The organism is Shinella sp. NM-101 (assembly GCF_021401195.1).
Lineage (GTDB): Bacteria > Pseudomonadota > Alphaproteobacteria > Rhizobiales > Rhizobiaceae > Shinella.
The window spans coordinates 459024-481193 of record NZ_JACBFT010000001.1; the positions used below are offsets into that span (position 1 = coordinate 459024).

Consider the following 22170-nt stretch of genomic DNA (forward strand, 5'->3'; position numbering starts at 1 on the left):
GCGCCTTCGGCGTCCCCCTCATACGCCTGCCGGCACCTCTCCCCGCTGGGGAGAAGGAAGATGAGGCGGTGATTTCCCTTCACAGAGGAAATTGCGGCAGGAGTCTTGCCCGTCGAATGCGAAGGGCTCGGCACGTCAAGTCCCTCCCCTTCGCGGGGAGGGATTTGGGAAGCAGCCTTTACACCCCGGCCTTGCGGTAGAGCGCGGCGAGCTGCGTGCGGGACGACGGCATTTCCGGCACGACGACGAGCATCGTCACATGGCCGCGCTTGAAGGCATTGAGGAAGGGTTCGTAATTCTGGAAGGCGACGCAGCCGTGCGAGCCCTTCTGGTTGCGCAGGAGATTGGTGTGCGTGAGCAGGCCCGTGCGGTTCTTCGGATCGCGCCCGTCGACGGAGAGCATGCGGATCGCCTCGACACCGTGGAAGCGGCGCTCGCGCATCTTCAACCGATAGACGCCGGCCGGCGTAGGTCCGTTCATCTTGACGTGCTCGTAGTCCGGATTGTCGCGCATCTTGCCGATGCCGGAATGGGCGCGCAGCTTCGTGCCGTCGGGCATGTAGACGGTCGCGTTGGACACGTCGTAGACGGCGACGCGCGTGCCCTTGCCCGGCCAGCCGCTGCCGCTCTTGCCCGAGAAGAGGCCGCCGAAGAGCGAACGCTCCGGCTTGACGATGGCGACGTCCTCGTCCTTGTCCCTGGTCTTTTCACGGGCGATGCGCGGGGCAGGCTTTTCCTCCGCCGGCTTGCGCTCGATGGTGACGGTTTCCAGCGCCGGCCGGGCCTCCGGCAGCGGGATCTCACCGAGGATCATATCCTCGTCGTCCTCCTCCGCCTCCGTCTTCTTCATCACGAGGCCGAAGGGCTGGAGGTCCTTGCGGGGGGAATTGTCGGGCAGCAGCGCGGTCACCAGCGCGGGCTGGCCGCTTACGGCCTTTTCCTGCTCCACCGAGCGCTCTGCGCGGGCGAAGGCTGCCTCGATCATCATTGCCTTGGCCTTCTCGCGCTTGACGGCGGAGGCGAGCTGGATGGAAATCTTGCGCTGGTGCGCGGCCTGGATCGCCTCGGCGGTGAGCTGCTTCTGGCGGATTTCGCTTTCGGAGGGCGGGGAGAGGCGCGAGAATTTCGCGACCTTGATGACGCGCTCCGGCTGGTTGCTTTCCACGCCGGGCGATATGACGTGAAGGGTGGCGGCGATGTCCTTGCGGCCCTCGGATAGCGAGGTCGCCGCGTCCCGCATCGCGCCGAGCGTCGAGACGACGGCCCAGGCGGATCCGGCGACGATGCCGCAGGCGACCAATGCGCTGAGAAGGATGCCCCCGGAACGGCCCCGACGGGATTTCGACGCGGAACGCGTGGAATTGCTGACAGACGCCATGATACTCGTTACCCGATACTCGTTACTCGACGCGGCCGCGGAACAAAAACTCCGGAAGCCTTTACGCTGGCGGCAGTCGGGACCGTCCGTCCCGGGCCTCTGCCGAACGAGCAAAGAATGACGAAATATGGTAAGCAATTCCTAAACGGCGCCTCGTGTTTTTGAAGGGGTGTGCCGGGCGGTCCTCGAAACCCGGCAAGGCGTGCCTTTCACAAAAATGCGGCGCTCGCGTGTCCGGATGCCCGCACTCGCTAGAATTGGGGATGCCGGGCGAGCCAGTCGGTCGCCCCTTCATAGGCGGCGGCAGCGGCGAGCACGTCCCGGTCGGAGCGCGCGGGACCGATGATCTGGATGCCGGCCGGCAGCCCGTTTTCCCCGAACCCGGCCGGCATGGCCGCGACGGGAAGACCGGCGAGCGTCGGCCCGATCACCACCTCCATCCAGCGATGATAGGTATCCATCGTCCGCCCGGCGATCGCCTTCGGCCAGTCCAGTTCCGCCGCGAAGGGAAAGACCTGCGCGGAAGGCAGGATCAGGAAATCGTAGGTTTCGAAGAGACCGGCGACATGGCGGTACCAGTCGCTGCGCCCGAGCGAGGCGGCGTGGACCTCGGCCGCCGAAAGGCCATGGCCGTTCTCGATCTCCCAGATCATCTCCGGCTTCATGCGCGCCCGGCGCTGCGGGTCGGCATAGTCGGCCGCCTGCCCGCCGCAGACGAGGAAATGGCGCAGCGTGCGCCAGACCTGCCAGAGCCGCGCCATGTCGAAGCCCGGCGCCACCGCCTCCACTGTGCAGCCGAGCCGACGGAAGACGTCGAGCGAGGCGCGGCAGAGCTCCAGCACGCCCGGCTCGAAGGCGAGATAGCCGTCGAAATCGCCGAGCCAGCCAATGCGGGCGCCCGAGAGGTCGCAGCCTTTATCCAGCGCCAGGTCCTCGCCGGGCAGCGACAGCGGGTCGCGCGGATCGTATCCGGCCTGCGTGGCCAAAAGCGCCGCAACGTCGGCGACGCTTCGCCCCATCGGGCCGTTGACGGCGAGCTGGCCGAGGAAGAGTTCGTTGCCGAGCGAGGGCACCCGGCCGAAGGACGGGCGGAAACCGACGACATTGTTGAAGCCGGCGGGATTGCGCAGCGATCCCATCATGTCGCTGCCGTCGGCGACCGGCAGCAACCGCGCCGCCAGCCCGGCCGCCGCCCCGCCGGAGGAACCGCCGGCGCTCTTCGTCGTGTCGTAGGGATTGCGGGTGACGCCGAAGACCGGGTTGTAGCTGTGCGAGCCGAGACCCATTTCCGGCGCGTTGGTCTTGCCGATGACGATGGCGCCGGCCGCGCGGATGCGCTCGACATGGATGTCGTCGTAGTCGGGCACGAAGTCCGCATAGTTCGCCGAGCCGAAGGAGCACAGGATGCCCCTGGCCTCGGAAAGGTCCTTCACCGCGAAGGGCACGCCATGCAGCCAGCCGCGATAGTCCCCGGCGGAAAGCGCCCGGTCGGCCTCCTCCGCCTCGGCAAGCAGCACCTCGGCCGGGCGCAGGCTGACGATGGCGTTGATGCGCGGGTTGATCGCCTCGATGCGCGACAGGTAGGCGGCCATGACGGTACGGCAGTCCAGCCGGCACGCGGTGATGGCGGCGGAAAGGGAAAGGGCGGAAAGGTCGGTGATGTCCTGCAAGGTCGGCTCCGGCAATCGTCTGATGCAAGAGCTAGCAGGCGCGGCAGGGCAGCGCCAGCCCGGCGTCATCGCTGCCGCCCGCGACAGGCCCGGCCGTCGATTTCCGCGGGCGCCTGCGGCGAGCCTTTCGACGCCGGAAGCCATGTACGCCTGCGAGCGGGGCAGCCATCAGCCGCGTGAAGACCTGCCGTCAAGCATCGGAACCGGCGCGGTTTTTCGCCGAAAACCTGCCCTGCCCCGCCGCCGACGGTCCGGATTTTGCCCCTGCGCAAGTAGGACGATCTCGCAACCTATTCCTTTTGAACGGTAAATGTGCTTACATTGAATGAACGTTCAGCAAGATATGGGGAACAGGATGAACGAGATGATCCGCGACATCAGCGTTCCTGACGACTGGGACAGGAGCGGACTTCCGGGCTGGTGTTACCATAGCCCCGCCCTGCTGGAGCTGGAAAGGCAGCATGTCTTCCGCGAACACTGGCAGATCGCCTGCCATGTCTCCGACATTCCCGAGCCCGGCAACTATCTTGCCATGGACGTCGTCGGCGAACGCGCGCTCATCCTGCGCGGGCAGGACGGCGCCGTGCGCGCCTTCCACAATATCTGTCGCCATCGCGGCTCCCGCCTCGTCGCGGATGAGAAGGGGGCGTGCCGCAACGCGCTCGTCTGTCCGTTCCACGGCTGGGTCTACAATCTCGACGGCACGCTGCGCGGCGCCGCCCGCCCCCGCAGCTTCCCGCCGCTCGACAAGGACGAATTCGCGCTGAAGCCGCTGGAATGCGAGATCTGGCAGGGCTTCGTCTTCATCCGCTTCGCTCCCGGGCCGCAGCCCCCCGTCGCCGAACTGATGAAGCCCTTCGAGGAGGAACTGTCGCACTACCGGCCGCAGGAGATGGTGCCGGCGGGCGGCATCTGGACGCAGGAAACGCCTGTCAACTGGAAATCCGTGCGCGACGTCGACAACGAGGGCTACCACGTCGCCATGGCCCACCCGGCCCTGCAGGATCTCTACGGCTCCACCTATTACGACGAGCCCTTCGTCGACGGCCTCTGCCGCTCCTTCGCGACCTACAATCCGCATGCCGGCCGGCGCTGGAGCGTGCGCAACTACGTGAGGATCTCGCCTGACAACACGCGGCTTCCCGAGCGCCTGCGCAGGGCCTGGATCTATTTCGGCCTCTTCCCGAACTGCGTCATCGCCGTCACGCCGGAAACCGTGCAGTTCTACCAGGAATTCCCCGTCGCGGTGGGCAGGACCCTGCTGCGCGGCGGCGTCTATCGATACCGCGACGAGGACCGCGCGCACCGCCTCGCCCGCTACCTCGCCTTCCGCATCGACCGCGACACGCAGGCCGAGGACGTTCAGCTCACCGTCTGGTCGAATGAGGCCATGACCTCTGCCGCCTTCGCCGGCTTCTACCTCTCCGACCTCGAATACGGCGTGCGCACCCACCACGACCACCTGCGCCGCGTCCTGCCGGTCGTGAACGTGAAGGATGCGCCGGAGGAAAAGGACATGGCGGACATCAATGCCGGCCTGAAAGGCTGATCGAAAAATACACCGACTGCAAAAAAGGCCCGCATTCGCGGGCCTCCAGACTGCTGGCAAAGTGCGACAACGTCTCTTTCGCCATGCTCGGGCCTGTCCCGAGCATCTGCAACGTCTTTATTTGTCAATGCTTTAGCGGGTCCTCGGCACAAGGCCGAGGATGGCGGTGGTGGGCAGGGCGAGGCTTGTCAACAAGCCGCAGGCCACATTCGCGGGCTCGAACGACTGGACCGGGCAATGGTTGCTCCAAGCAAGCCATCCGTGGAAGGGCTCAGCCCTTCCACAGCCCCTCGCGGGCAAGATCGTCCATTGTCAGCTCGATGCCCCGGCGCAGGATCGCCGCCATGTCGTCGATCTGCGCCGTCGAGATGGTCAGCGGCGGCGACATCACGCACATGTTGATGAGCGGGCGCACCAGAAGGCCGAGGTCCTGGCAGTGCCGGTCGATGCGCTTGCCGACTTCGAGGTCGAGCGTCAGCGGGTTCTTGCTGTCGCGGTCGGCGACGCATTCGACGCAGGCCATCAGCCCCAGCCCGCGCACCTCGCCGACCAGCGGCAGGTCCTCAAGCGCCTTGAGGCTCCGCTGGAAATGGTCCGAAACCGTCCGCGTATGCTCCAGCAGCCCGCCTTCCAGGAGGTCGAGGTTCTTCAGCGCCACCGCGCAGCCGACCGGATGGCTGGAATAGGTGAGCCCGTGCGCGAACATCGCCTCGGAATGGTTCGAGCGGCGCAGCTCCTCGAAGAGCCGCCCGGCGATCATCACCCCGCCGAGCGGGAAGTAACCCGACGTCACGCCTTTGGCGAAGGTGATCATGTCGGGCTCGATGCCGAAGACGTCCTTCGAGGCGAAGACGTGGCCGAGGCGGCCGAAGGCCGTCACCACCTCGTCGGCGATGAAGAGAATGTCGTTTGCGCGGCAAAGCGCGTGCATGCGCTCGAGATAGCCGGCGGGCGGCACGATGACGCCGCCGGAGGCCATGACGGGCTCGGCGATGAAGGCGCCGATCCTGTCCGCCCCCCTCTCCTCGATGACCGCCCGGAGCTCTTCGACGAGAAAGTCGCAGAAGGCCCCGACCCTCATGCCGGCCGGCCGGCGGAACGGGTCCGGGCAGGAGAGCTTGACGACGAGATCACCGGCGCTGTCCATCCAGTCATGGTCGCGCGGCCGGCCGTTGAGCGAGGCGGACAGGTAGGTCGAGCCATGGTAGCCGCCCTGCCGGGAAACGATCAGCTTCTTCTCCGGCCGCCCCTTCACATTGTTGGCGAACTGCATGAAGCGCAGCGCCGTCTCCACCGCCGAGGAACCACCCGTCGTGTAGAACACATGGTCGACGCCCTCGGGCGCATGGCCCGCCAGCCGCGCCGAGAGCACGGCGGACGGCGCGTTCGTCGTGTACCACGGCGAATTGTAGGAAAGCTCCATCGCCTGCGTGGCCATCACGTCGGCCAGCGCCCTGTTGCGATGCCCGGCATTGACGCACCACATGCCGGCGGGACCGTCGATCAGCCGGCGGCCGGCCGCGTCCGTCACGTAGATGCCGTCGCCCGCCTCGATGCGCCCGCGCGCCTCCGCGCCGATGGAGCCGGACACCGGCCAGGGCTGCACCAGATGGCGCTCGGCAAGCCGGGTCAGCTCGTCGGCCGCCGCGCCCTCCGCGCGCCCGCCCTCGTCCCCGGCCTTCGCAATTGCCGCCATGTTCGTCTCCATCAGGATTCTAAGAAATATTCCCGGAGCAACAATATGAAAGTTCTAACATTTTTCCATCATATTGAATGTTCGTTCAATCAATATCGCAGAAGTGGGGCTTGATTTCAACGGGGATTTGGGCGCATGTTGGCACCAGGGAACAGAGACGCCGCCCGCAAGGGACGCGCGCAAGCCGAAAAGGCGCCGGACATGGGAATGGAAAACCTCACGCTCCATGAGAGTTGTCGTCGCGAAGGTTTCGTCCGATGACGGCAACGGCGTTCGATACGATCGCTGGAACGCCCTCTCCCGCCAGGCACCGGGCCTGGATGCGGAGCGAAGAGGCCCGCGGCCTCGCCATGATCTCGCCGACCTTCCTTTATGCGCTGGCGCTGCTCTTTCTCCCGGTCCTCATCGTCATCGCCTACAGCTTCTGGACCCAGGACTATCTCGACATCGACCGCACCTTCACGCTGGAAAACTACCGGCAGGCGCTGACGGAACCGATCTACCGCGACCTCTTCGTCCGGTCGCTGTGGATCTCGCTGGCGGTCAGCATCGTCACCGTCGTCTTCTCCTATCCCGTCGCCTGGTTCATCTCCTTCCACGGCGGGGTGCACCGGAACCTCTGGCTCTTCCTCATCACCGTGCCCTGCTGGACGAGCTACCTGCTGCGCGTCATGTCCTGGAAGGTCATCCTCGGCTATGGCGGCGTCCTGAATACCGGCCTCATCTCGGTCGGCCTCATCGACAAGCCGCTGACCTCGCTGCTCTACAATTCCAACGCCGTCGTCATCACGCTGGTGCACAGCTGGGCGGCCTTCGCCATCCTGCCGATCTACGTCTCGCTGCAGAAGGTCGACCGCACGCTGATCGAGGCGGCGCGCGACCTCGGCGACAGCCGCATGCGCGCCTTCCTTCGCGTCACCCTGCCGCTGTCGCTGCCCGGCGTCATCTCCGCCTTCCTGATCGTGATGATCCCGACCGTCGGCGACTACGTGACGCCGCGCCTCGTGGGCGGCAAGGACGGCGTGATGATCGCGACGGCGATCCAGGCGCAGTTCGGCAAGGGCGCCAACTGGCCGCTCGGCGCCGCCCTGTCGGTGACGACCATGGTGCTCGTCTCGCTGACGGCCGCCGCCGTCGTGCTCGCCCTCAGGTTCGCCGTGCGGAGGATCAGATGAGCCTCCTGACGCAGCGCCTGCGCGTGCTTCCCTTCCTGCCGGCCTATGTCGCCGTCTATTTCCTTTTCCTCTACCTGCCGATCCTGCTGCTGCCGGTCTTCTCCTTCAACGATGCGGTGACGACCACCTTCCCGCTCGCCGGCTTCACCACGAAATGGTACGCCTCGCTCGCCGGCAACTCGGCCATGCTGCAGGCGGCGCGGAACAGCCTGGTCGTCGGCATCTGCGTCTCGCTGCTCTCCACCGTCCTCGGCATCTGCGCTGCCCGCGCCATCACGCGCTACCGCTTCCGCGGCCAGCGGGCGGCATCCGGCCTCATCATGGCGCCGCTCTTCCTGCCGGAGATCATCGTCGCGGTCTCGCTTTTGATGATCGTGCTGGCGCTCGGCGCGGAACTCTCGCTCGTCACCGTCATCCTCGGCCAGACCGTGTTCTGCGTGCCCTATGCCATGTCGGTGCTCGTCTCCGGCTTCGAGGGCTTCGACCGGAGCCTGGAGGAAGCCTCCTGTGACCTCGGCGAGACCGCTCTCGGCACCTTCCGGCGCGTGACGCTGCCGGTGGTGGCGCCGGCCATCGTCTCCAGCCTCCTCGTCACCTTCACCATCTCGCTCGACGAGTTCATACTCGCCTTCTTCCTCTCCGGCACCGAGCCGACGCTGCCGGTCTATATCTGGGGCCAGCTTCGCTTTGCCGCCAAGCTGCCCGGCGTTCTGGCGCTCGGCACGATCATGCTCGTGGCCTCCATCCTCATGCTAACCCTTGCCGAAGTCCTGCGCCGCCGTGCCGAACGCCGCACGCAAATGGCCCTCATGCTGCCCTAGAGAGTTTGCGGTGAACTCCGGTTCACCGGAAATCCTCTGGCTTTTTGTCTTAACCGCATTGTCCGACGCCGGATCGAATCCGCTTCGGCCGGAAATGCTCCAGGAGCCGCCAATGCCCGACCGCGCGATGATCGAGATCCAGGACGTGTCGAAGTTCTACGGCATCTACAAGGCGCTCGACGACGTGTCGCTGTCCATAAGCGAGGGCGAGTTCTTCTCGCTGCTGGGTCCCTCCGGCTGCGGCAAGACCACGCTCCTGCGCTCCATCGCCGGCTTCGAGACGCCGACGACGGGCGAGATCTACATCGACGGCGTGCCGTGCCTCGCCTTGCCGCCGAACAGGCGGCCGACCAACATGGTGTTCCAGAGCTACGCCATCTTCCCCCATCTCGACGTCGCGGAAAACGTCGCCTACGGGCTGAAGCGGCTGAAGCTGGCGCCGGAGGAGGAAAGGAAGCGCGTCGGCGACGCGCTCGACCAGGTGCGCCTTTCCGGCCTCGGCCAGCGCAAGGCGCACGAGCTTTCCGGCGGCCAGCGCCAGCGCGTGGCGCTCGCCCGCGCCCTCGTCATGCGCCCGAAGGTGCTGCTGCTCGACGAGCCGCTGTCTGCGCTCGACAAGAAGCTGCGCGAGGAAATGCAGGTGGAACTGCGCACGCTGCAGAAGGCCGTCGGCATCACCTTCGTCCTCGTCACGCATGACCAGTACGAGGCGCTCGCCCTTTCCGACCGCATCGCCGTCATGTTCGGCGGCCGCATCGCCCAGGTCGCCGCGCCGAAGGAAATCTACCAGCACCCGCGCACGCGCAAGGTCGCCGATTTCCTCGGCGGCATGAATTTCCTGAGGGCGAAGGTGCTCGGTGAACAGGGCAATGCCGTCTCGGTCGATGCCGCCCGCTTCGGTGCCGTCAGTCTCGACAAGCCGCACGGCTTTGCCGCCACCGACGGCCACGTCACCGTCGGCATCCGCCCGGAGCGCCTGCGTCTTCTGTGGGACGACGAGCGCGCGCCGCACGAGCTTGCCGGCCGCATCGAGAACCGCGCCTATTTCGGCGAGGTCACCCACCTGACGGTCGGCATCGACGGGCTGGAACAGCCGCTCTCCATGGTCGAGACGAACAATTACGGCGCCGACGACCTGCCGATCGGCGCGGAGATCCGCCTTGCCTACGATCCGGACGCCTTCGTGCTGCTGGCGGAGGACCCGCCAATATCGCGGGTGTAAAAAGCGGCGCCTCTCAATACCCCGCCTTGATCTTCTCGAATTCGGCGATCATCTTCTGCCTCAGTTCCGTCGGCATCGGCGACTGGAAGAGCGTGTTGGCGACGAAGGCGTCGACGTCGGCATAGCCCTTGTCCTTGAGGATCGCCGGATCGACCGCCGCCATGCCCTTGGCGTTGGAATGGCCGTAGCCCCAGTTCTCCACCATATAGGCGGCCACCGAAGGTTCGGTCACGGCATTGAGGTAGTCGTAGGCGCGATCCGTGCTGCCCTCCCCGCCCTTCAGCCGCACATAGCCGCAGACCCAGGTGGAGAGCCCCTCCTGCGTATCCTTCTTGATGGCGACCGGCTGGCCCTCGGCCTGAAGGGTCGTCGCCGTCTCGTTCCACGCCCAGGCGAGATCGACCTCGCCGCTCGCCATGGCCTGGCTGAGGTCGGTGTTGTCGGTCCAGTAGAGCCGCACGTTCTTGTGCACGTCGCGCAGGAAGGCGGAGGCCTCCTGGAACTGCGCGTCGGTCATCGCCGTCCAGTCCTTGAGGCCGATGGCGAGGCTCGCCAGCGCATAGGCGTCGTCGACATTGTCGCCGATCGAGACGCGGTCCTTGAACGTCGGGTCGGCAAAGGCCTTGAGCGAGGCCACCTCTTCGGGCTTCACCGTGTCCGTGCGGTAGGTCAGCACCGTGTTGCCCCATTCGAAGGGAATGAACCAGGCCGTCCCGTCCTCGGAGGTCATCAGGTTCTTCATCGCCTTGAAGTTCGGCAGGATGTCGTTCCACGACGCGAGCTTGGCCGTGTCGAGCGGCTCCAGCAGGCCCGCCTCCCGCCACTTCACGACGCTCTGCGAACAGGGATGCGCCAGATCCGCCTTGAAGCCGGAGCGCAGCTTCTGGAACGCCTCCTCCTCGTCGCCGAAGAACGAGAAGTCGGGCTCGCCGCCGTGCTTTTGCGTATAGGCGGAGTGGAAGGCGGGGTCCTCGTAGCCGGACCAGTCGAAGACGGTCAGCGTGTCGGCGGAAAGGGCGGGAAGCGCGGTGCCGAGGGCAAGGAGGGCGGCAAGGCCCACCGTGGTGCAAGTCCTGGCCTTATCGATCGTCTTCATGCCGTGCTCCTTCCCGTTTCGGGTTCCCTATCGTGGTTTTGGTCCCTGGATCGTCAGATGCTGCGGGAAGGCGATGGCGACGAAGGCGATGGCCGCCTCCAGCGCCTTTTCCCGCGTCGTGCCGTCGCCCATCATCAGGCGCAGCCACAGGCCCTCCAGCATGGCGCAGAGCGAAAGCGCCATGGGCTCCGGCTCATAGCCATAGCCGCCCTCGGCCTTGAGGTCGGCGCACAGCGAGATCACCGTTTCCTGGTACTTGACGTCGCGCGCGCCGCACAGCGCCTGGTAGGTCGGCCGCGACTTGGCCTCGCCCCAGAAGGCGCACCAGGCGGCCAGCTTGCGCTTGGTGCAGATCTTGCGGTCGAAATCGGCATGGATCAGCGCCCAGAGGCGGCCGGCAAGGCTCGGCCCCGCCTTGTCCAGCGCCGCGTTCCAGTGGTCCGCATATTCCTCGGACATGTATTGCAGCGTGGCGACGAGCAGGTTGTCCTTGCTCTCGAAATGGAAGTTGACGATGCCGCGGGAAAGGCCGGCGCCGTCGGCGACATCCGCGAGCGTGGTGTCGGAATAGCCGCGCCGGGCGAGCGAATCGATCGTCGCCTCGATGAGCTGCTGCCGCCTCGTTTCCTTGGAAGCCTTGCGCCCCCGCTTCCCGCCGTCGCCCGAGCCCTGTTCAGCCCCGTCTGCCCGCATCTTGACCGTCACCTTGCCCCTGGGATTTTTCAGCAGAACGGTCACGGGCGAACTCCCGAAGCCGGCTTGCTGGCGCGCAGATGAGCGGGACAATGCTCCCCGCTGTCAAGAACCTTCTGCATGGCCGTCCAGGTGCGGATGTTCTTCTCGACATAGGCCTCGCCGACCGCCGCCGCGGCCTGCGCACGCAGCGGGCCTTTCAGGCGCTCCAGTTCACCGCGCGCCACGTCCCGATACCAGGCGTTGCGGCTCTCGGCGGCACAGTCGACGAAACCGGCCGCCGCCATGGCCGCGAGATAGCGGCGCGCGGAGGCCATGCCGAAGCTCAGCCCCTCGGCGGCGATATAGGCCTGCATGTCCGCGCTCGGCGCGCCGTCATGGCCGATCAGCCAGTCGGATGCGGCAAGGACGCCGCCGGGCTTCAGCACGCGGTAGAGCTCGGCAAACAGCGCCTCCTTGTCCGGGACATGGATCATCGCATCCTTGGAAAAGACCACGTCGAATTCGCCGTCGCCGAACGGCAGGCGTCTCGTCGGGCTCGAAACGAAGCGCGCGATGAAGGAAAGCCCCGCTGCATCCGCCGCCGCAACGGCCCGGTCGACGACCGGCCGCTCCACGTCGTAGCCGACGATCCCGGCCGGCCGATGGGTTCTGGCGATGTGCAGTGTGATGCCGCCCGCGCCGCAGCCGAAATCGAGCACGCACCTGTCCTTGAGATCGATGCCCGAAAGCACGCGGTCCACCTCCTGCGGCCCGCCCGGCGAAAGATAGCCCTCGCCCCACATCACCGCGAGGAAGCGGATCGCCGCCTCGTCATATTCCGGCTCCGCCGCCGCACCGTGCTCACCCCTCGCCATCATGGCTTTCCCGCTCTCGTGGCCGCGTGGCCGGCGCGCTTTTCCGTGGAACGAAATTCTAGCGCATAATCAGGCGATTGCAATATACTTGCTGAATGATCATTCAGAATATCTGGACAACATTTTGCTTTTGATGCAGCTTTCTGAAGCAAGGGAGACGTCAAGATGCGCAAGTACGATGCCCTGATCGTCGGCGGCGGCCATAACGGGCTGGTCACGGCCTGCTATCTCCAGCGCGCCGGCCTCGACGTGCTCGTCGTGGAGAAGAACGGTTGGGTCGGCGGCGCGGCGACCAGCCGCGAGCTGACGCCCGGCTTCCTCTACTCCAACTGCTCCTATGTCTGCTCCCTCTTCCGGCCGGAGATCATGCGCGATCTGGAACTGCCCCGGCACGGCCTCCAGGTCATCGCCTATGAGGGCGGCGCGGTGTTCACCCGCGACGGCGACTACCTCGCCTCCTACCGCGACCACGACAGCCACCGCCGCGAATTCGCCCGCTACTCCAGGCGCGACGCGGAAGCCTACGAGCGCTATGCCCGTGACGTGACGCGCCAGTGCCGCTTCATCCAGCCGCTCCTGATGCGCACCGCGCCCGATCCCTTCGGCTTCCGCCCGCGCGACATTTCCGAACTCCTCTATCTCGCGAAAAAATTCGGCGCGTTCAGCCCGCACGAAATGGCCGAGACGCTGCGCTTCTGGACCATGTCGATCTCCGACTTCCTCGACGAATATTTCGAGACCGACGTCATCAAGGCCTATCTCGCGCTGTCGGGCATCATCGGCACAGCGCTCGGCCCCATGTCGCCCGGCACGGCCTATGTCCTGCTCCACCATTATATGGGCGAGGTGGACGGCTCCGTCGGCGCCTGGGGCTATGCGCGCGGTGGCATGGGCGCGGTGACCGAGGCGCTTTCCCGCTCCTTCCGGGCCTCCGGCGGCACGATCCGCACCGATGCCGAGGTCTCGAAGATCCTGACGCGCGGCGGCCGCACCACCGGCGTCGTCCTGGCGAACGGCGACGAGATCCGCGCCGATCTCGTCGTCTCCAATGCCGATGTGAAGCGCACCTTCCTCAAGCTCGTCGACGAGGACAGCCTGCCCGGCGAATTCGTCCACCGGGTCAGGCACTTCAAGATGCGCGGCTCCTCCGGCAAGGTGAACATCGCGCTCGACAGCCTGCCGGAATTCCCGGCCCTGCCCGAAGGCTCCACCTGCATCCGCGGCGACATGCATTTCACCGACTCGATCGAGCGCATGGAGCGCGGATACGACGACTGGAAGGCCGGGCGCTGGTCGGCCGATCCCTTCCTCGACATGATGATCCCCACCCTGCTCGATCCGACCATGACATCGCCCGGCAAGCACTTCATGAGCTGCTTCGTGCAGTATTGCCCGCCGAAGGTCGAGGGCCGGGAGTGGACGGATGCGGACCGCGACGCCTTCGCCGAGACCGTCATCGGCCAGATCGCCGACTATTCTCCCGGCTTCCGCGACCGCATCGTGCATATGGAAGTGCGCACGCCGCGTGAGATCGAGAACGAGGTGGGCCTCACCGAAGGCAACATCTTCCAGGGCGAACTCACCTTCGACCAGTTGCTCTTCAACCGGCCCGTGCCGGGCTATGCCCAGTACCGCAGCCCGATCCACGGACTCTATATGTGCGGCTCCTCCACCCATCCGGGCGGCGGGGTCATGGGCGCGCCCGGCCGCAATGCCGCCGCCGAGATCCTGCGCGACCTGAAGCGTCCCGCCGACCAGATGAGCAAAGCCCATGACGTCGTTTGATGCCATCGTCATCGGCGCCGGCCATAACGGCCTCGCCGCCGCCACCTGCCTCGCCAGAAGCGGCCACAAGGTCCTGGTGCTGGAAGCGGCGGACGCGCCGGGCGGCGCGGCGCGCGGCCGGGAATTCGCGCCGGGCTTCCGCTCCGCCGGCCTTGCCCATCTCGTCAACCGGCTCGATGGCGCGGTCGCCCGCGACATCGGCTTCGACCTTGCGGGCGGTGACGCATTGTTGCCGACCACGGTGCTCGACGGCAGCGGCCGGGGCGTCACCCTCAACGGCGCCTATGGCGAAACCATCGACGGCGTCACCGCCGAGGAGGAAGCCGCCTTCGCCGCGCTGCGCGGCAAGCTCGTCTTTCAGGCGGCTATCCTCAAGCGCTTCCTGCGCCGCCCGCCGCCGCAGATCGGCGCCATCTCGCTTGGCGACCTCTCGACCTTCGCCGCGACCGGCTTCAGCCTGATCCGCAAGGGGCGCGGCGAGGGCCGCGATTTCCTGCGCATGCTGCTGATGAACGTCGCCGACGTCGCCGACGAATATCTCGCCGACAACAGGCTGAAGGGCCTTCTCGCCTTCGACGCCACGCTTGGCATCCATCTCGGCCCCCGCTCGCCGACCTCCCTGCTCGGCCTCTACTATCGCCTGACGGGCGACGCCGCCGGCAGGGCCGGCGGTCAGTTCGTGCCGGCCGGCGGCATGGCCTCGCTCGCGCCCGCCTTCGTGCGCGCCGCCGAAAAGGCCGGCGTCACCATTCGCTGCAGCGTACCCGTCGGCCGCATCCTCGTCGACCGCGGCCGGACGAGCGGCATCGTCACCAGCGACGGCACCGAGATCGCCACCCGGGTCGTCGTCTCCGCCATCCATCCGCAGACGACCTTCCTCCACCTCGTCGACCCCGCCGAAAGCGGCACCGGCTTCGTGCGCTCGGTGAGGAACGTGCGCAGCTTCGGCAACGTCGCCAAGCTGGACCTCGCTCTGGACCGCATCCCCAGCTTCGAAGGCCTTCCGGCCGAGGCCCGCAGCGGCCGCATCGTGCTGGTGCGCGGGATGGAACAGGTCGAGACGGCCTTCAACCCGGCGAAATACGGCGAATTCTCCCCCGACCCGGTGATGGAGATCACGCTGCCGAGCCTTGCCGATCCCGCGCTCGCGCCGGCCGGCGGCTGCACGCTGTCCGCCCTCGTGCAATATGCGCCCTACCGGCTCAAGGCGGGCTGGGAAACAGGCAAGCCTGCCTTCCTCAGGATCGTGCTGGAGACGCTGGAACGCCACGCACCCGGCATCGGCACGTCTGTCGTCGCGGCGAGCCTGATGACGCCGGTCGACATCGAGGCGGAATACAACCTGCCCGGCGGCCACTGGCATCACGGCGAGCTGCAGGCCGACCAGTTGCTCGTCAACCGCCCGACCGGCGCGGCCTCCGGCTACACGACGCCCATCGAGGGCCTCTATCTCGCCAGCGCCGGCGCGCATCCGGGCGGCGGCATTTCCGGCCTTCCCGGCTGGAACGCGGCCCGCCACATCCTTTCGGGAGAAAGGGCATGAACGCCATGACGAAATCCGCCGCGGACCTGCGCCGCGCCGCCCGCGACCATATCCGCACCCCGCGCCTCGAAACGCCGTTCCACGCGCGGCTGACAGCACTGAGCGAAGTGAACGACTGGTACGACTGGGCCGGCTACAAGGCGCCGCACTCGCTCTTCGACGGCGAGCTCGAATATTTCGCCATCCGCTCCACCGCCGCCCTCTTCGACATCTCGCCGATGGTGAAATACCGCATCACCGGCCCCGATGCCGAACGCTACCTAAACCGCCTGACGCTTCGTGACGTCAGGAAGCTCGCCGTCAACCGCGTGCACTACACCGCCTGGTGCGACGACCACGGCCATGTGTTGGACGACGGCACGCTCTTCCGCCTTGCCGACCAGGAATTCCGCCTCTGCTGCCAGGAGCGACACCTGCCCTGGCTGCTCGACAGCGCCTTCGGCTTTTGCATCGACATAAGCGAGGAGACGGAGGAGATCGCCGGCCTCGCCCTTCAGGGCCCGACCAGCTACGCGGTGCTGCGCGATGCCGGCTTTGCCGGCGTGGAGAGACTGAAACCCTTCGACATCGCCGCGTTCCCGCACGAGGACGCCGGGGTGACGGTCTCGCGCACCGGCTTCACCGGCGATCTCGGCTACGAACTGTTCGTGCCGCGCGCGAAGGCCCTTTCCTTCTGGGACCGTCTGTGGGCCGCCGGCCAGCCGCACGCCATCCGCGCCATCGGCTACGGCGCGCTCAACCAGACGCGCATCGAGGCCGGCTTCATCGTCGCCAATGCGGATTTCGTGACCGCCGAGGCGGCGCTGCGCGCCGACCGGGTGCGCATGCCCGACGAGATCGGCCTCGACTGGCTGGTCGACCCCGACAAGCCGAACTTCAACGGGCGCCGGGCGATCCTTGACGCGCGGCGGAATCAAACTCTGAAGCACATCCTCGTCGGCCTTGAAATCGAAGGGAATATCCCCGCCGAGCACGCCATCGTCTATCATCGGAAAAAGCACGAGGCGGGCCTCGTCACCGCCGCGATCTGGTCGCCCACGGCCAAGCGCAACATCGCCATCGCCAGCCTCGAACGGCCGTACGGATCGAAATTCACCGACGATCTCTGGGTGGAGATCTACGCGTTGCGCGAGCTGAAATACCAGAAGATGATGAAGCGCGCGAAGATCGTGCCGCGCCCCTTCGTCAAGCTCGCGCGCCGCACGGCGACCCCGCCGGGCCTGCGATAGATGGACGAGGAAACCCGCCGCAACTGGGAGATCATCACAACGCCGCCCGGTCCCGAATGGTCCGGGCGCGCACGCTATGCGGCGGCGATGTATTTCTGCCAGCGCGGCGATATGGCACCGGAAGTGCTGGAAATCTACCGCATCTGCTCGCGGCTGGACGGTGAGGATCCCGTCTCGGTCCTCCGGCGCTGGCAGGTCGGCGCGGACTGGATCGAGCGCCTCAAGGCCTATCGCTCAGCCTGACGGCGTGTGCGCGGCATAGGTGAGGAACAGCCGCCGCAACGCCTCCTTGCCCTCGCTCGCGATGTCGAACCGGCGGCCGAACAGCAGCCATTCCGAGCAAAGGCCCTTGATGACCCAGCGCAGAAGGGACGCGGCCGAGCGCGGCGTCCAGCAGGCGCAGAGCCGGCCCTGCCTCTGCGCCTTGGCGAAGGCCGCCTCCAGCGCCTGCATATGCTCGTCGTCGATATCGTTCTGGCGCTCGGAGATCCGGGCGAACTCGCCAGTGACGTCGCAGCGCAGGAGGATCGACAGGATGCGCTGGCGGTGCTCGTCCTCGGCCAGCAGCTCGATCCACTGCTTGCCGACCCGCTCCAGGACGGCGAGCACGTCGACATTCTCCGCCTCCAGTTCGCGGGCGATCAGGTCTTCCTGCGGCAGGGGGAGCGAATCGTAGAGTTCCAGCACGAGGTCCGCCCGGTTGGCGAAGTGCCAGTAGATGGCGCCGCGGGTCACCCCCGCGGCGCGCGCCACATCCTCCATGGAGGCATGGGAGACGCCCTTTTCGTAGAAGACCCGTTCCGCCGCCAGCAGGATCTGCTGGCGGGTTTCCTCGGCCTCTGCCTTGGTCCGGCGCATGGCGGCCTACTCCGCCGGGCTTGCGGCCGGAGCCGGCTCCTCCTTCTTCTTCTTCCCGTAGCCGAACAGCTTCATCACGAAGACGAAGAAGACGGGCACGAAGAAGACGGCGAGCACGGTGGCGGTGATCATGCCGCCCATGACGCCGGTGCCGATGGCGCGCTGGCTGCCCGAGCTCGCGCCCGTGGCGATCGCCAGCGGCAGCACGCCGAGCGTGAAGGCGAGCGAGGTCATCAGGATCGGGCGGAACCGCAGGTGGCAGGCCTCGATGGTCGCCTCGATCAGCGACCGGCCGTCGGCCATCAGCTCCTTGGCGAACTCGATGATCAGGATCGCGTTCTTCGCCGAAAGGCCGATGATCGCGATGAGGCCCACCTTGAAGTACACGTCGTTCGACATGTCGCGCAGCGTCACCGCGATGACCGCGCCGATCACGCCGAGCGGCACGACGAGGATGACCGCGAACGGGATCGACCAGCTTTCATAGAGCGCCGCAAGGCACAGGAACACCAGGAGGCACGACAGCGCGATGAGGATCGGCGCCTGCGAGCCGGACTGGATTTCCTGCAGCGACTGGCCCGTCCACTCGTAGCCGAAGCCCGGCGGAAGCTGGCCTGCGAGCCGCTCCATCTCGGTGATCGCATCGCCCGTGGAGAAGCCCGGCTTGGTGTCGCCGCTGATGCGGATCGACGGATAGCCGTTGTAGCCCACGGTCTGCGTCGGCGCCTTGACCCACTCCGCGGTCGCAAAGGCCGAGATCGGCACCATGCCGCCCTTGGAGTTGCGGACGTTGAGGTTGAGGAGGTCCGCAACCTGCATGCGCTCGCTCTGGTCCGCCTGCACCGTCACGCGCTGCATGCGTCCGGAATTCGGGAAGTCGTTGACATAGGTCGAGCCGAGGTTGGTCGAGATCGTCGAGTTGATGTCGGCGAAGGTGACGCCGAAGGTGTTCGCCTTCTCGCGATCGATCACGATATTGACCTGGGCGGCGTCCGGCATGCCGTCGAAGCGCACGCCCTGCACGACATTGCTCTGGGCGGCAAGGCCGAGGAGCTGGTCGCGCGCGGCGGCAAGCGCCGGCGCGCCGAGACCGGCGCGATCCTGCAGACGGAAGGAAAAGCCGCCCGTCGTGCCGAGGCCCTGGATCGGCGGCGGCGACAGCGCGAAGCTGATCGCATCCTTGATCTGGCTCATCGCCATCGTCGCCCGGCCGGCGATCGCCTGCGCCGCGTTGTCCGGCCCGCGCTCCGACCAGTCCTTCAGCGTCACGAAGGCAAGGCCGGCATTCTGGCCCGCGCCGAAGAACGAGAAGCCGTTGATGCCGACGATGGTGTCGACCGCCGGCTCCTGGCCGAAGATCTTCTCGGTCTGCGAGAGTACTTCGTCGGTACGGTGGCCGGTCGCTTCGGAAGGAAGCTGCATCATGACGATCACGAAGCCCTGGTCCTCGTCCGGCAGGAACGACGACGGCAGCTTCATGAACATGTAGCCGAGGCCCGCGAGGATCGCGAGATAGATGATCATGAAGCGTCCGGCGCGGCGCACCAGCCAGCCCACGGAGCCGCTGTAGCCGCGCGACGTCTTGTCGAAGCCGCGGTTGAACCAGCCAAAGAAGCCGCGCTTTTCGTGATGGTGTCCCTTGGGAACCTGCTTCAGGAAGCTGCCGGCCAGCGCCGGGGTCAGCGACAGGGCGAGGAAGGCCGAGAACAGGATCGACACGACCATCGTCAGCGAGAACTGCTGGTAGATGACGCCGACCGCGCCGGGGAAGAAGGCCATCGGGATGAACACCGAGGCGAGCACCAGCGTGATGCCGATGACGGCGCCGGTGATCTGCTTCATCGCCTTGCGGGTCGCATCCTTCGGCGGCAGCCCCTCCTCCGACATGATGCGCTCGACGTTCTCCACGACGATGATCGCATCGTCCACGAGAATGCCGATGGCGAGCACCATCGCGAACATGGTCAGGACGTTGATCGAGAATCCCATGGCATACATCACGGCGCAGGTGCCGAGCAGCGCGACGGGCACGACGAGCGTCGGGATGATCGTGTAGCGGATGTTCTGCAGGAACAGGAACATCACGAGGAACACGAGGCCGACGGCTTCGAGCAGCGTGTGCAGGACCTTCTCGATCGACACCTTCACGAAGGGCGAGGTGTCGTAGGGGATCGAATATTCGAGGCCCGGCGGGAAGAACTGCGCCAGCTCGTCCATGCGCGCCTTGATGGCTTCCGACGTCGCCATGGCGTTGCCGGTCGGCGAGAGCTGTACGCCGATGGCGGCCGACGGCTGGCCGTTGAGGCGCGTGGAGAACGAATAGGTCTCCCCGCCCACCTCGATGCGCGCCACGTCGCGCAGGCGCACGGCCGAGCCGTCCGCATTGGCGCGCAGCACGATGGAGCCGAACTCCTCCGGCGTCGTGAGCTGGCCCTTGATGTTGACGGGAGCCGCAATCTGCTGGGTGATCGGGTTCGGCTGGGCGCCGATGCTGCCGGCGGCGATCTGCGCGTTCTGCACCTGCACGGCGGCGGTCACGTCCGAGGCCGTGAGGTTCAGGCCGAGCATCTTGGCCGGATCGAGCCAGATGCGCATGGAGCGCTGCGTCGCGAAGAGCTGCGCACGGCCGACGCCGGGCACGCGCTGGATTTCCGACAGGATGTTGCGGTTGAGATAGTCGCCGAGGCTGATGGCGTCCATCGAGCCGTCGGTGGAGGTGAGCGAGACGATCAGCAGGAAGCCGGAGCCGGCCTCCTCCACCTGCACGCCCTGGCGGCGGACCGAGTCGGGCAGACGCGGCTCCACGCGGCTGATGCGGTTCTGCACGTCGACCGAGGCCTGGCTCGGGTCCGTGCCCGGCGCGAAGGTGATGTTGATGTCGGCCGAACCGGCAGCGCTCGAGGTCGACTCGAAATAGAGCATGCCGTCGACGCCGTTCAGCTCGTCCTCGATGAGCTTGGTGACGCTCTGGTAGGTATCCTGCGAGGACGCGCCGGCATAGGAGGTCGAGACCGAGATCTGCGGCGGGGCGACGTCCGGATACTGCGCGATCGGCAGCAGGGGAATGGAGATGGCGCCGGCGATCATGATGAAGATCGCGACGACCCAGGCGAAGATCGGCCTGTCGATGAAGAAACTGGGCATCGTGCGGATCCTTACTTTGCCTGCTCGGTCTTGGCGGCATCGTCGCCGCCTTCGGCCTTGCCGGCATCGCCCGGCTTGGCGGCCTCGTTGCCGCCCGCGGCCTTGCCAGCGTCACCGGCCGGGGCGGCGCCCTCGGCCTTGGCATCCGTGCCGGTTTCCGCGGCCCCTTCCTCGGCGGGCTTCTGGGCGGCGTTGGCAACGGCATTCGGGTCCCATTCCGACGGAACGACCTCGCCGCCGGGCTGGACCTTCTGGAAGCCCTCGACGATGATCTTCTCGCCGTCCTTCAGGCCGTCGGTGATGACCCAGCGCGTGCCGGCGGCGCGGCCGACGCGGACCGGACGGGTGCCGGCCTTGTTGTCGGCGGAGACCACATAGACGAGCGCGCTGCCCGAGGCGTCGCGCTGCACGGCCTGCTGCGGCACGAGCACGGCGCCCTTCTCGATGCCCTGCTCGATCTGCACGCGTACATACATGCCGGGCAGAAGGTCGCCGTCCGGGTTCGGGAATTCGCCGCGCAACGTCACCTGGCCGGTCGATTCGTCGACGGCGGCTTCCGAGAACAGCAGCTTGCCCGGATGCGGATAGTCCGAGCCGTCGTCGAGAACGAGCTTGACGTCGGCCGAGTTGTTGTCGGCCATCAGGTCGCCGTCCTGCAGCGCCTTGCGCAGGCGGATGAGATCGGTCGCCGACTGCGTGAAGTCGGCATAAACAGGGTCGAGCTGCTGGATCGTCGCAAGGTTTTCCGTGCCGTTGGCCGAAACCAGCGCGCCCTCGGTGATGAGGGCGCGGCCGATGCGGCCGCTGATCGGCGCCTTCACATCGGTATATTCGAGGTTGAGCCTGGCCGTCGCAAGGCCGGCGTCGGCGATCGCCACGTCGGCGTCGGCCTGCGCCAGCTTGGCGATGGCGTCGTCATAGGCCTGCGCGGAGGCGACGTTGGATTTCTTGAGCTGTTCCTGGCGGACGGTGTCGTTCTTCGCCTGGGCCTGCACGGCCTTGGCGCGGCGCAGCGTCGCCTCGGCGCTGTCGACCTGCACCTTGAAGGACGCCGGATCGATCCGGTAGAGAACATCGCCTTCCTTGACCAGCGAGCCCTGCTCGAACACGCGCTCGACGACGATGCCGGAGGCGCGCGGGCGCACTTCCGCCGTGCGGGTCGCGGCGATGCGGCCCGGCAGGTCGTTGGTGATCGGCACGTCCTCGGCCTTCACGGTGATGGTGGCCACCTGCGGCGGCGGGAAGGAAAAGCCCTCCTGCGGCGCCTGCTCTTCCTTGCAGCCGGCAAGGATCAAGAGGGCACCAAAGGTCGCAATCGAAATCGGTCTCATGAAACGCATGGGTTCTTCCATAGGCGATGTCGGCAAAACGCCGGCAGGGGGCTGAAAACGTGAAGATGCGGTGATCGCAGGACCACCGCATCGCAACATACAAACAAGGCTGTATGTTAGTTT

Annotated in this window: 17 protein-coding genes; 8 read left to right on the plus strand and 9 right to left on the minus strand. The window is 66.6% G+C overall.

What is annotated here, in order from left to right:
• Positions 1-178: 178 nt before the first annotated feature.
• Complete coding sequence (locus L0976_RS02250) at positions 179-1378, minus strand: DUF2778 domain-containing protein (protein ID WP_234185879.1); 1200 nt, start codon at positions 1376-1378, stop codon at positions 179-181.
• Between the two features lie 251 nt (positions 1379-1629).
• The gene (locus L0976_RS02255; RefSeq protein ID WP_234185881.1) at positions 1630-3048 is read right to left on the minus strand and encodes an amidase; all 1419 of its coding nucleotides are present in this window, start codon (positions 3046-3048) and stop codon (positions 1630-1632) included.
• 355 nt (positions 3049-3403) lie between these two features.
• Between L0976_RS02255 and L0976_RS02260 the strand changes: the two genes are divergently transcribed.
• Positions 3404-4597, plus strand: a complete 1194-nt coding sequence (locus L0976_RS02260) for an SRPBCC family protein (protein WP_234185883.1) — start codon at positions 3404-3406, stop codon at positions 4595-4597.
• Between the two features lie 271 nt (positions 4598-4868).
• On the opposite strand, the gene L0976_RS02265 is transcribed toward L0976_RS02260, so the two are convergent.
• Positions 4869-6293 (minus strand): aminotransferase, encoded by a 1425-nt coding sequence (locus L0976_RS02265; protein WP_234185885.1) that lies wholly within the window; start codon positions 6291-6293, stop codon positions 4869-4871.
• A gap of 257 nt (positions 6294-6550) precedes the next feature.
• Between L0976_RS02265 and L0976_RS02270 the strand changes: the two genes are divergently transcribed.
• The 3 genes from L0976_RS02270 to L0976_RS02280 all read left to right on the plus strand — a co-directional run bounded on the left by L0976_RS02270 (position 6551) and on the right by L0976_RS02280 (position 9511).
• Entirely contained in the window at positions 6551-7468 is a 918-nt protein-coding gene (locus L0976_RS02270; protein WP_203319277.1) for an ABC transporter permease, read from the plus strand.
• A complete protein-coding gene (locus L0976_RS02275; RefSeq protein ID WP_234185887.1) occupies positions 7465-8289 on the plus strand; it encodes an ABC transporter permease in 825 nt (274 codons plus the stop codon). Before L0976_RS02270 ends, L0976_RS02275 begins: the two co-directional genes overlap by 4 nt.
• Positions 8290-8416: 127 nt before the next feature.
• Positions 8417-9511, plus strand: coding sequence for an ABC transporter ATP-binding protein (locus tag L0976_RS02280; RefSeq protein ID WP_234186204.1), 1095 nt, complete (start codon positions 8417-8419; stop codon positions 9509-9511).
• Between the two features lie 13 nt (positions 9512-9524).
• Here L0976_RS02280 and L0976_RS02285 read toward each other — a convergent pair whose 3' ends face one another.
• Genes L0976_RS02285 through L0976_RS02295 form a run of 3 tightly spaced genes read right to left on the minus strand, consistent with a single transcriptional unit; the run spans position 9525 to position 12160 of the window.
• Positions 9525-10607: an extracellular solute-binding protein gene (locus tag L0976_RS02285; RefSeq protein WP_234185889.1), complete on the minus strand. Its 1083-nt coding sequence runs from the start codon at positions 10605-10607 to the stop codon at positions 9525-9527.
• A gap of 27 nt (positions 10608-10634) precedes the next feature.
• A complete protein-coding gene (locus L0976_RS02290) occupies positions 10635-11300 on the minus strand; it encodes a TetR family transcriptional regulator C-terminal domain-containing protein (protein ID WP_234186205.1) in 666 nt (221 codons plus the stop codon).
• 41 nt (positions 11301-11341) lie between these two features.
• Positions 11342-12160, minus strand: coding sequence for a methyltransferase domain-containing protein (locus L0976_RS02295; RefSeq protein ID WP_234185896.1), 819 nt, complete (start codon positions 12158-12160; stop codon positions 11342-11344).
• Between the two features lie 162 nt (positions 12161-12322).
• On the opposite strand from L0976_RS02295, the gene L0976_RS02300 reads away from it, so the two are divergent.
• Genes L0976_RS02300 through L0976_RS02315 form a run of 4 tightly spaced genes read left to right on the plus strand, consistent with a single transcriptional unit; the run spans position 12323 to position 16957 of the window.
• On the plus strand, positions 12323-13942 hold the full coding sequence (locus tag L0976_RS02300; protein WP_234185897.1) for an NAD(P)/FAD-dependent oxidoreductase: 1620 nt from the start codon (positions 12323-12325) through the stop codon (positions 13940-13942).
• Positions 13929-15485 (plus strand): NAD(P)/FAD-dependent oxidoreductase, encoded by a 1557-nt coding sequence (locus tag L0976_RS02305; protein ID WP_234185899.1) that lies wholly within the window; start codon positions 13929-13931, stop codon positions 15483-15485. The genes L0976_RS02300 and L0976_RS02305 overlap by 14 nt, the downstream gene beginning before the upstream one ends.
• Entirely contained in the window at positions 15482-16714 is a 1233-nt protein-coding gene (locus L0976_RS02310; RefSeq protein WP_234185900.1) for an aminomethyltransferase family protein, read from the plus strand. The genes L0976_RS02305 and L0976_RS02310 overlap by 4 nt, the downstream gene beginning before the upstream one ends.
• Entirely contained in the window at positions 16715-16957 is a 243-nt protein-coding gene (locus L0976_RS02315) for an aminopeptidase (RefSeq protein WP_234185902.1), read from the plus strand.
• Here L0976_RS02315 and L0976_RS02320 read toward each other — a convergent pair.
• The 3 genes from L0976_RS02320 to L0976_RS02330 are packed head-to-tail and all read right to left on the minus strand — an operon-like array spanning position 16949 to position 22068.
• A complete protein-coding gene (locus tag L0976_RS02320; protein ID WP_203319284.1) occupies positions 16949-17572 on the minus strand; it encodes a TetR family transcriptional regulator in 624 nt (207 codons plus the stop codon). The genes L0976_RS02315 and L0976_RS02320 overlap by 9 nt on opposite strands.
• 6 nt (positions 17573-17578) lie before the next feature.
• On the minus strand, positions 17579-20716 hold the full coding sequence (locus L0976_RS02325; protein WP_234185904.1) for an efflux RND transporter permease subunit: 3138 nt from the start codon (positions 20714-20716) through the stop codon (positions 17579-17581).
• Between the two features lie 11 nt (positions 20717-20727).
• On the minus strand, positions 20728-22068 hold the full coding sequence (locus L0976_RS02330) for an efflux RND transporter periplasmic adaptor subunit (RefSeq protein WP_234185906.1): 1341 nt from the start codon (positions 22066-22068) through the stop codon (positions 20728-20730).
• Between the last annotated feature and the right edge of the window lie 102 nt (positions 22069-22170).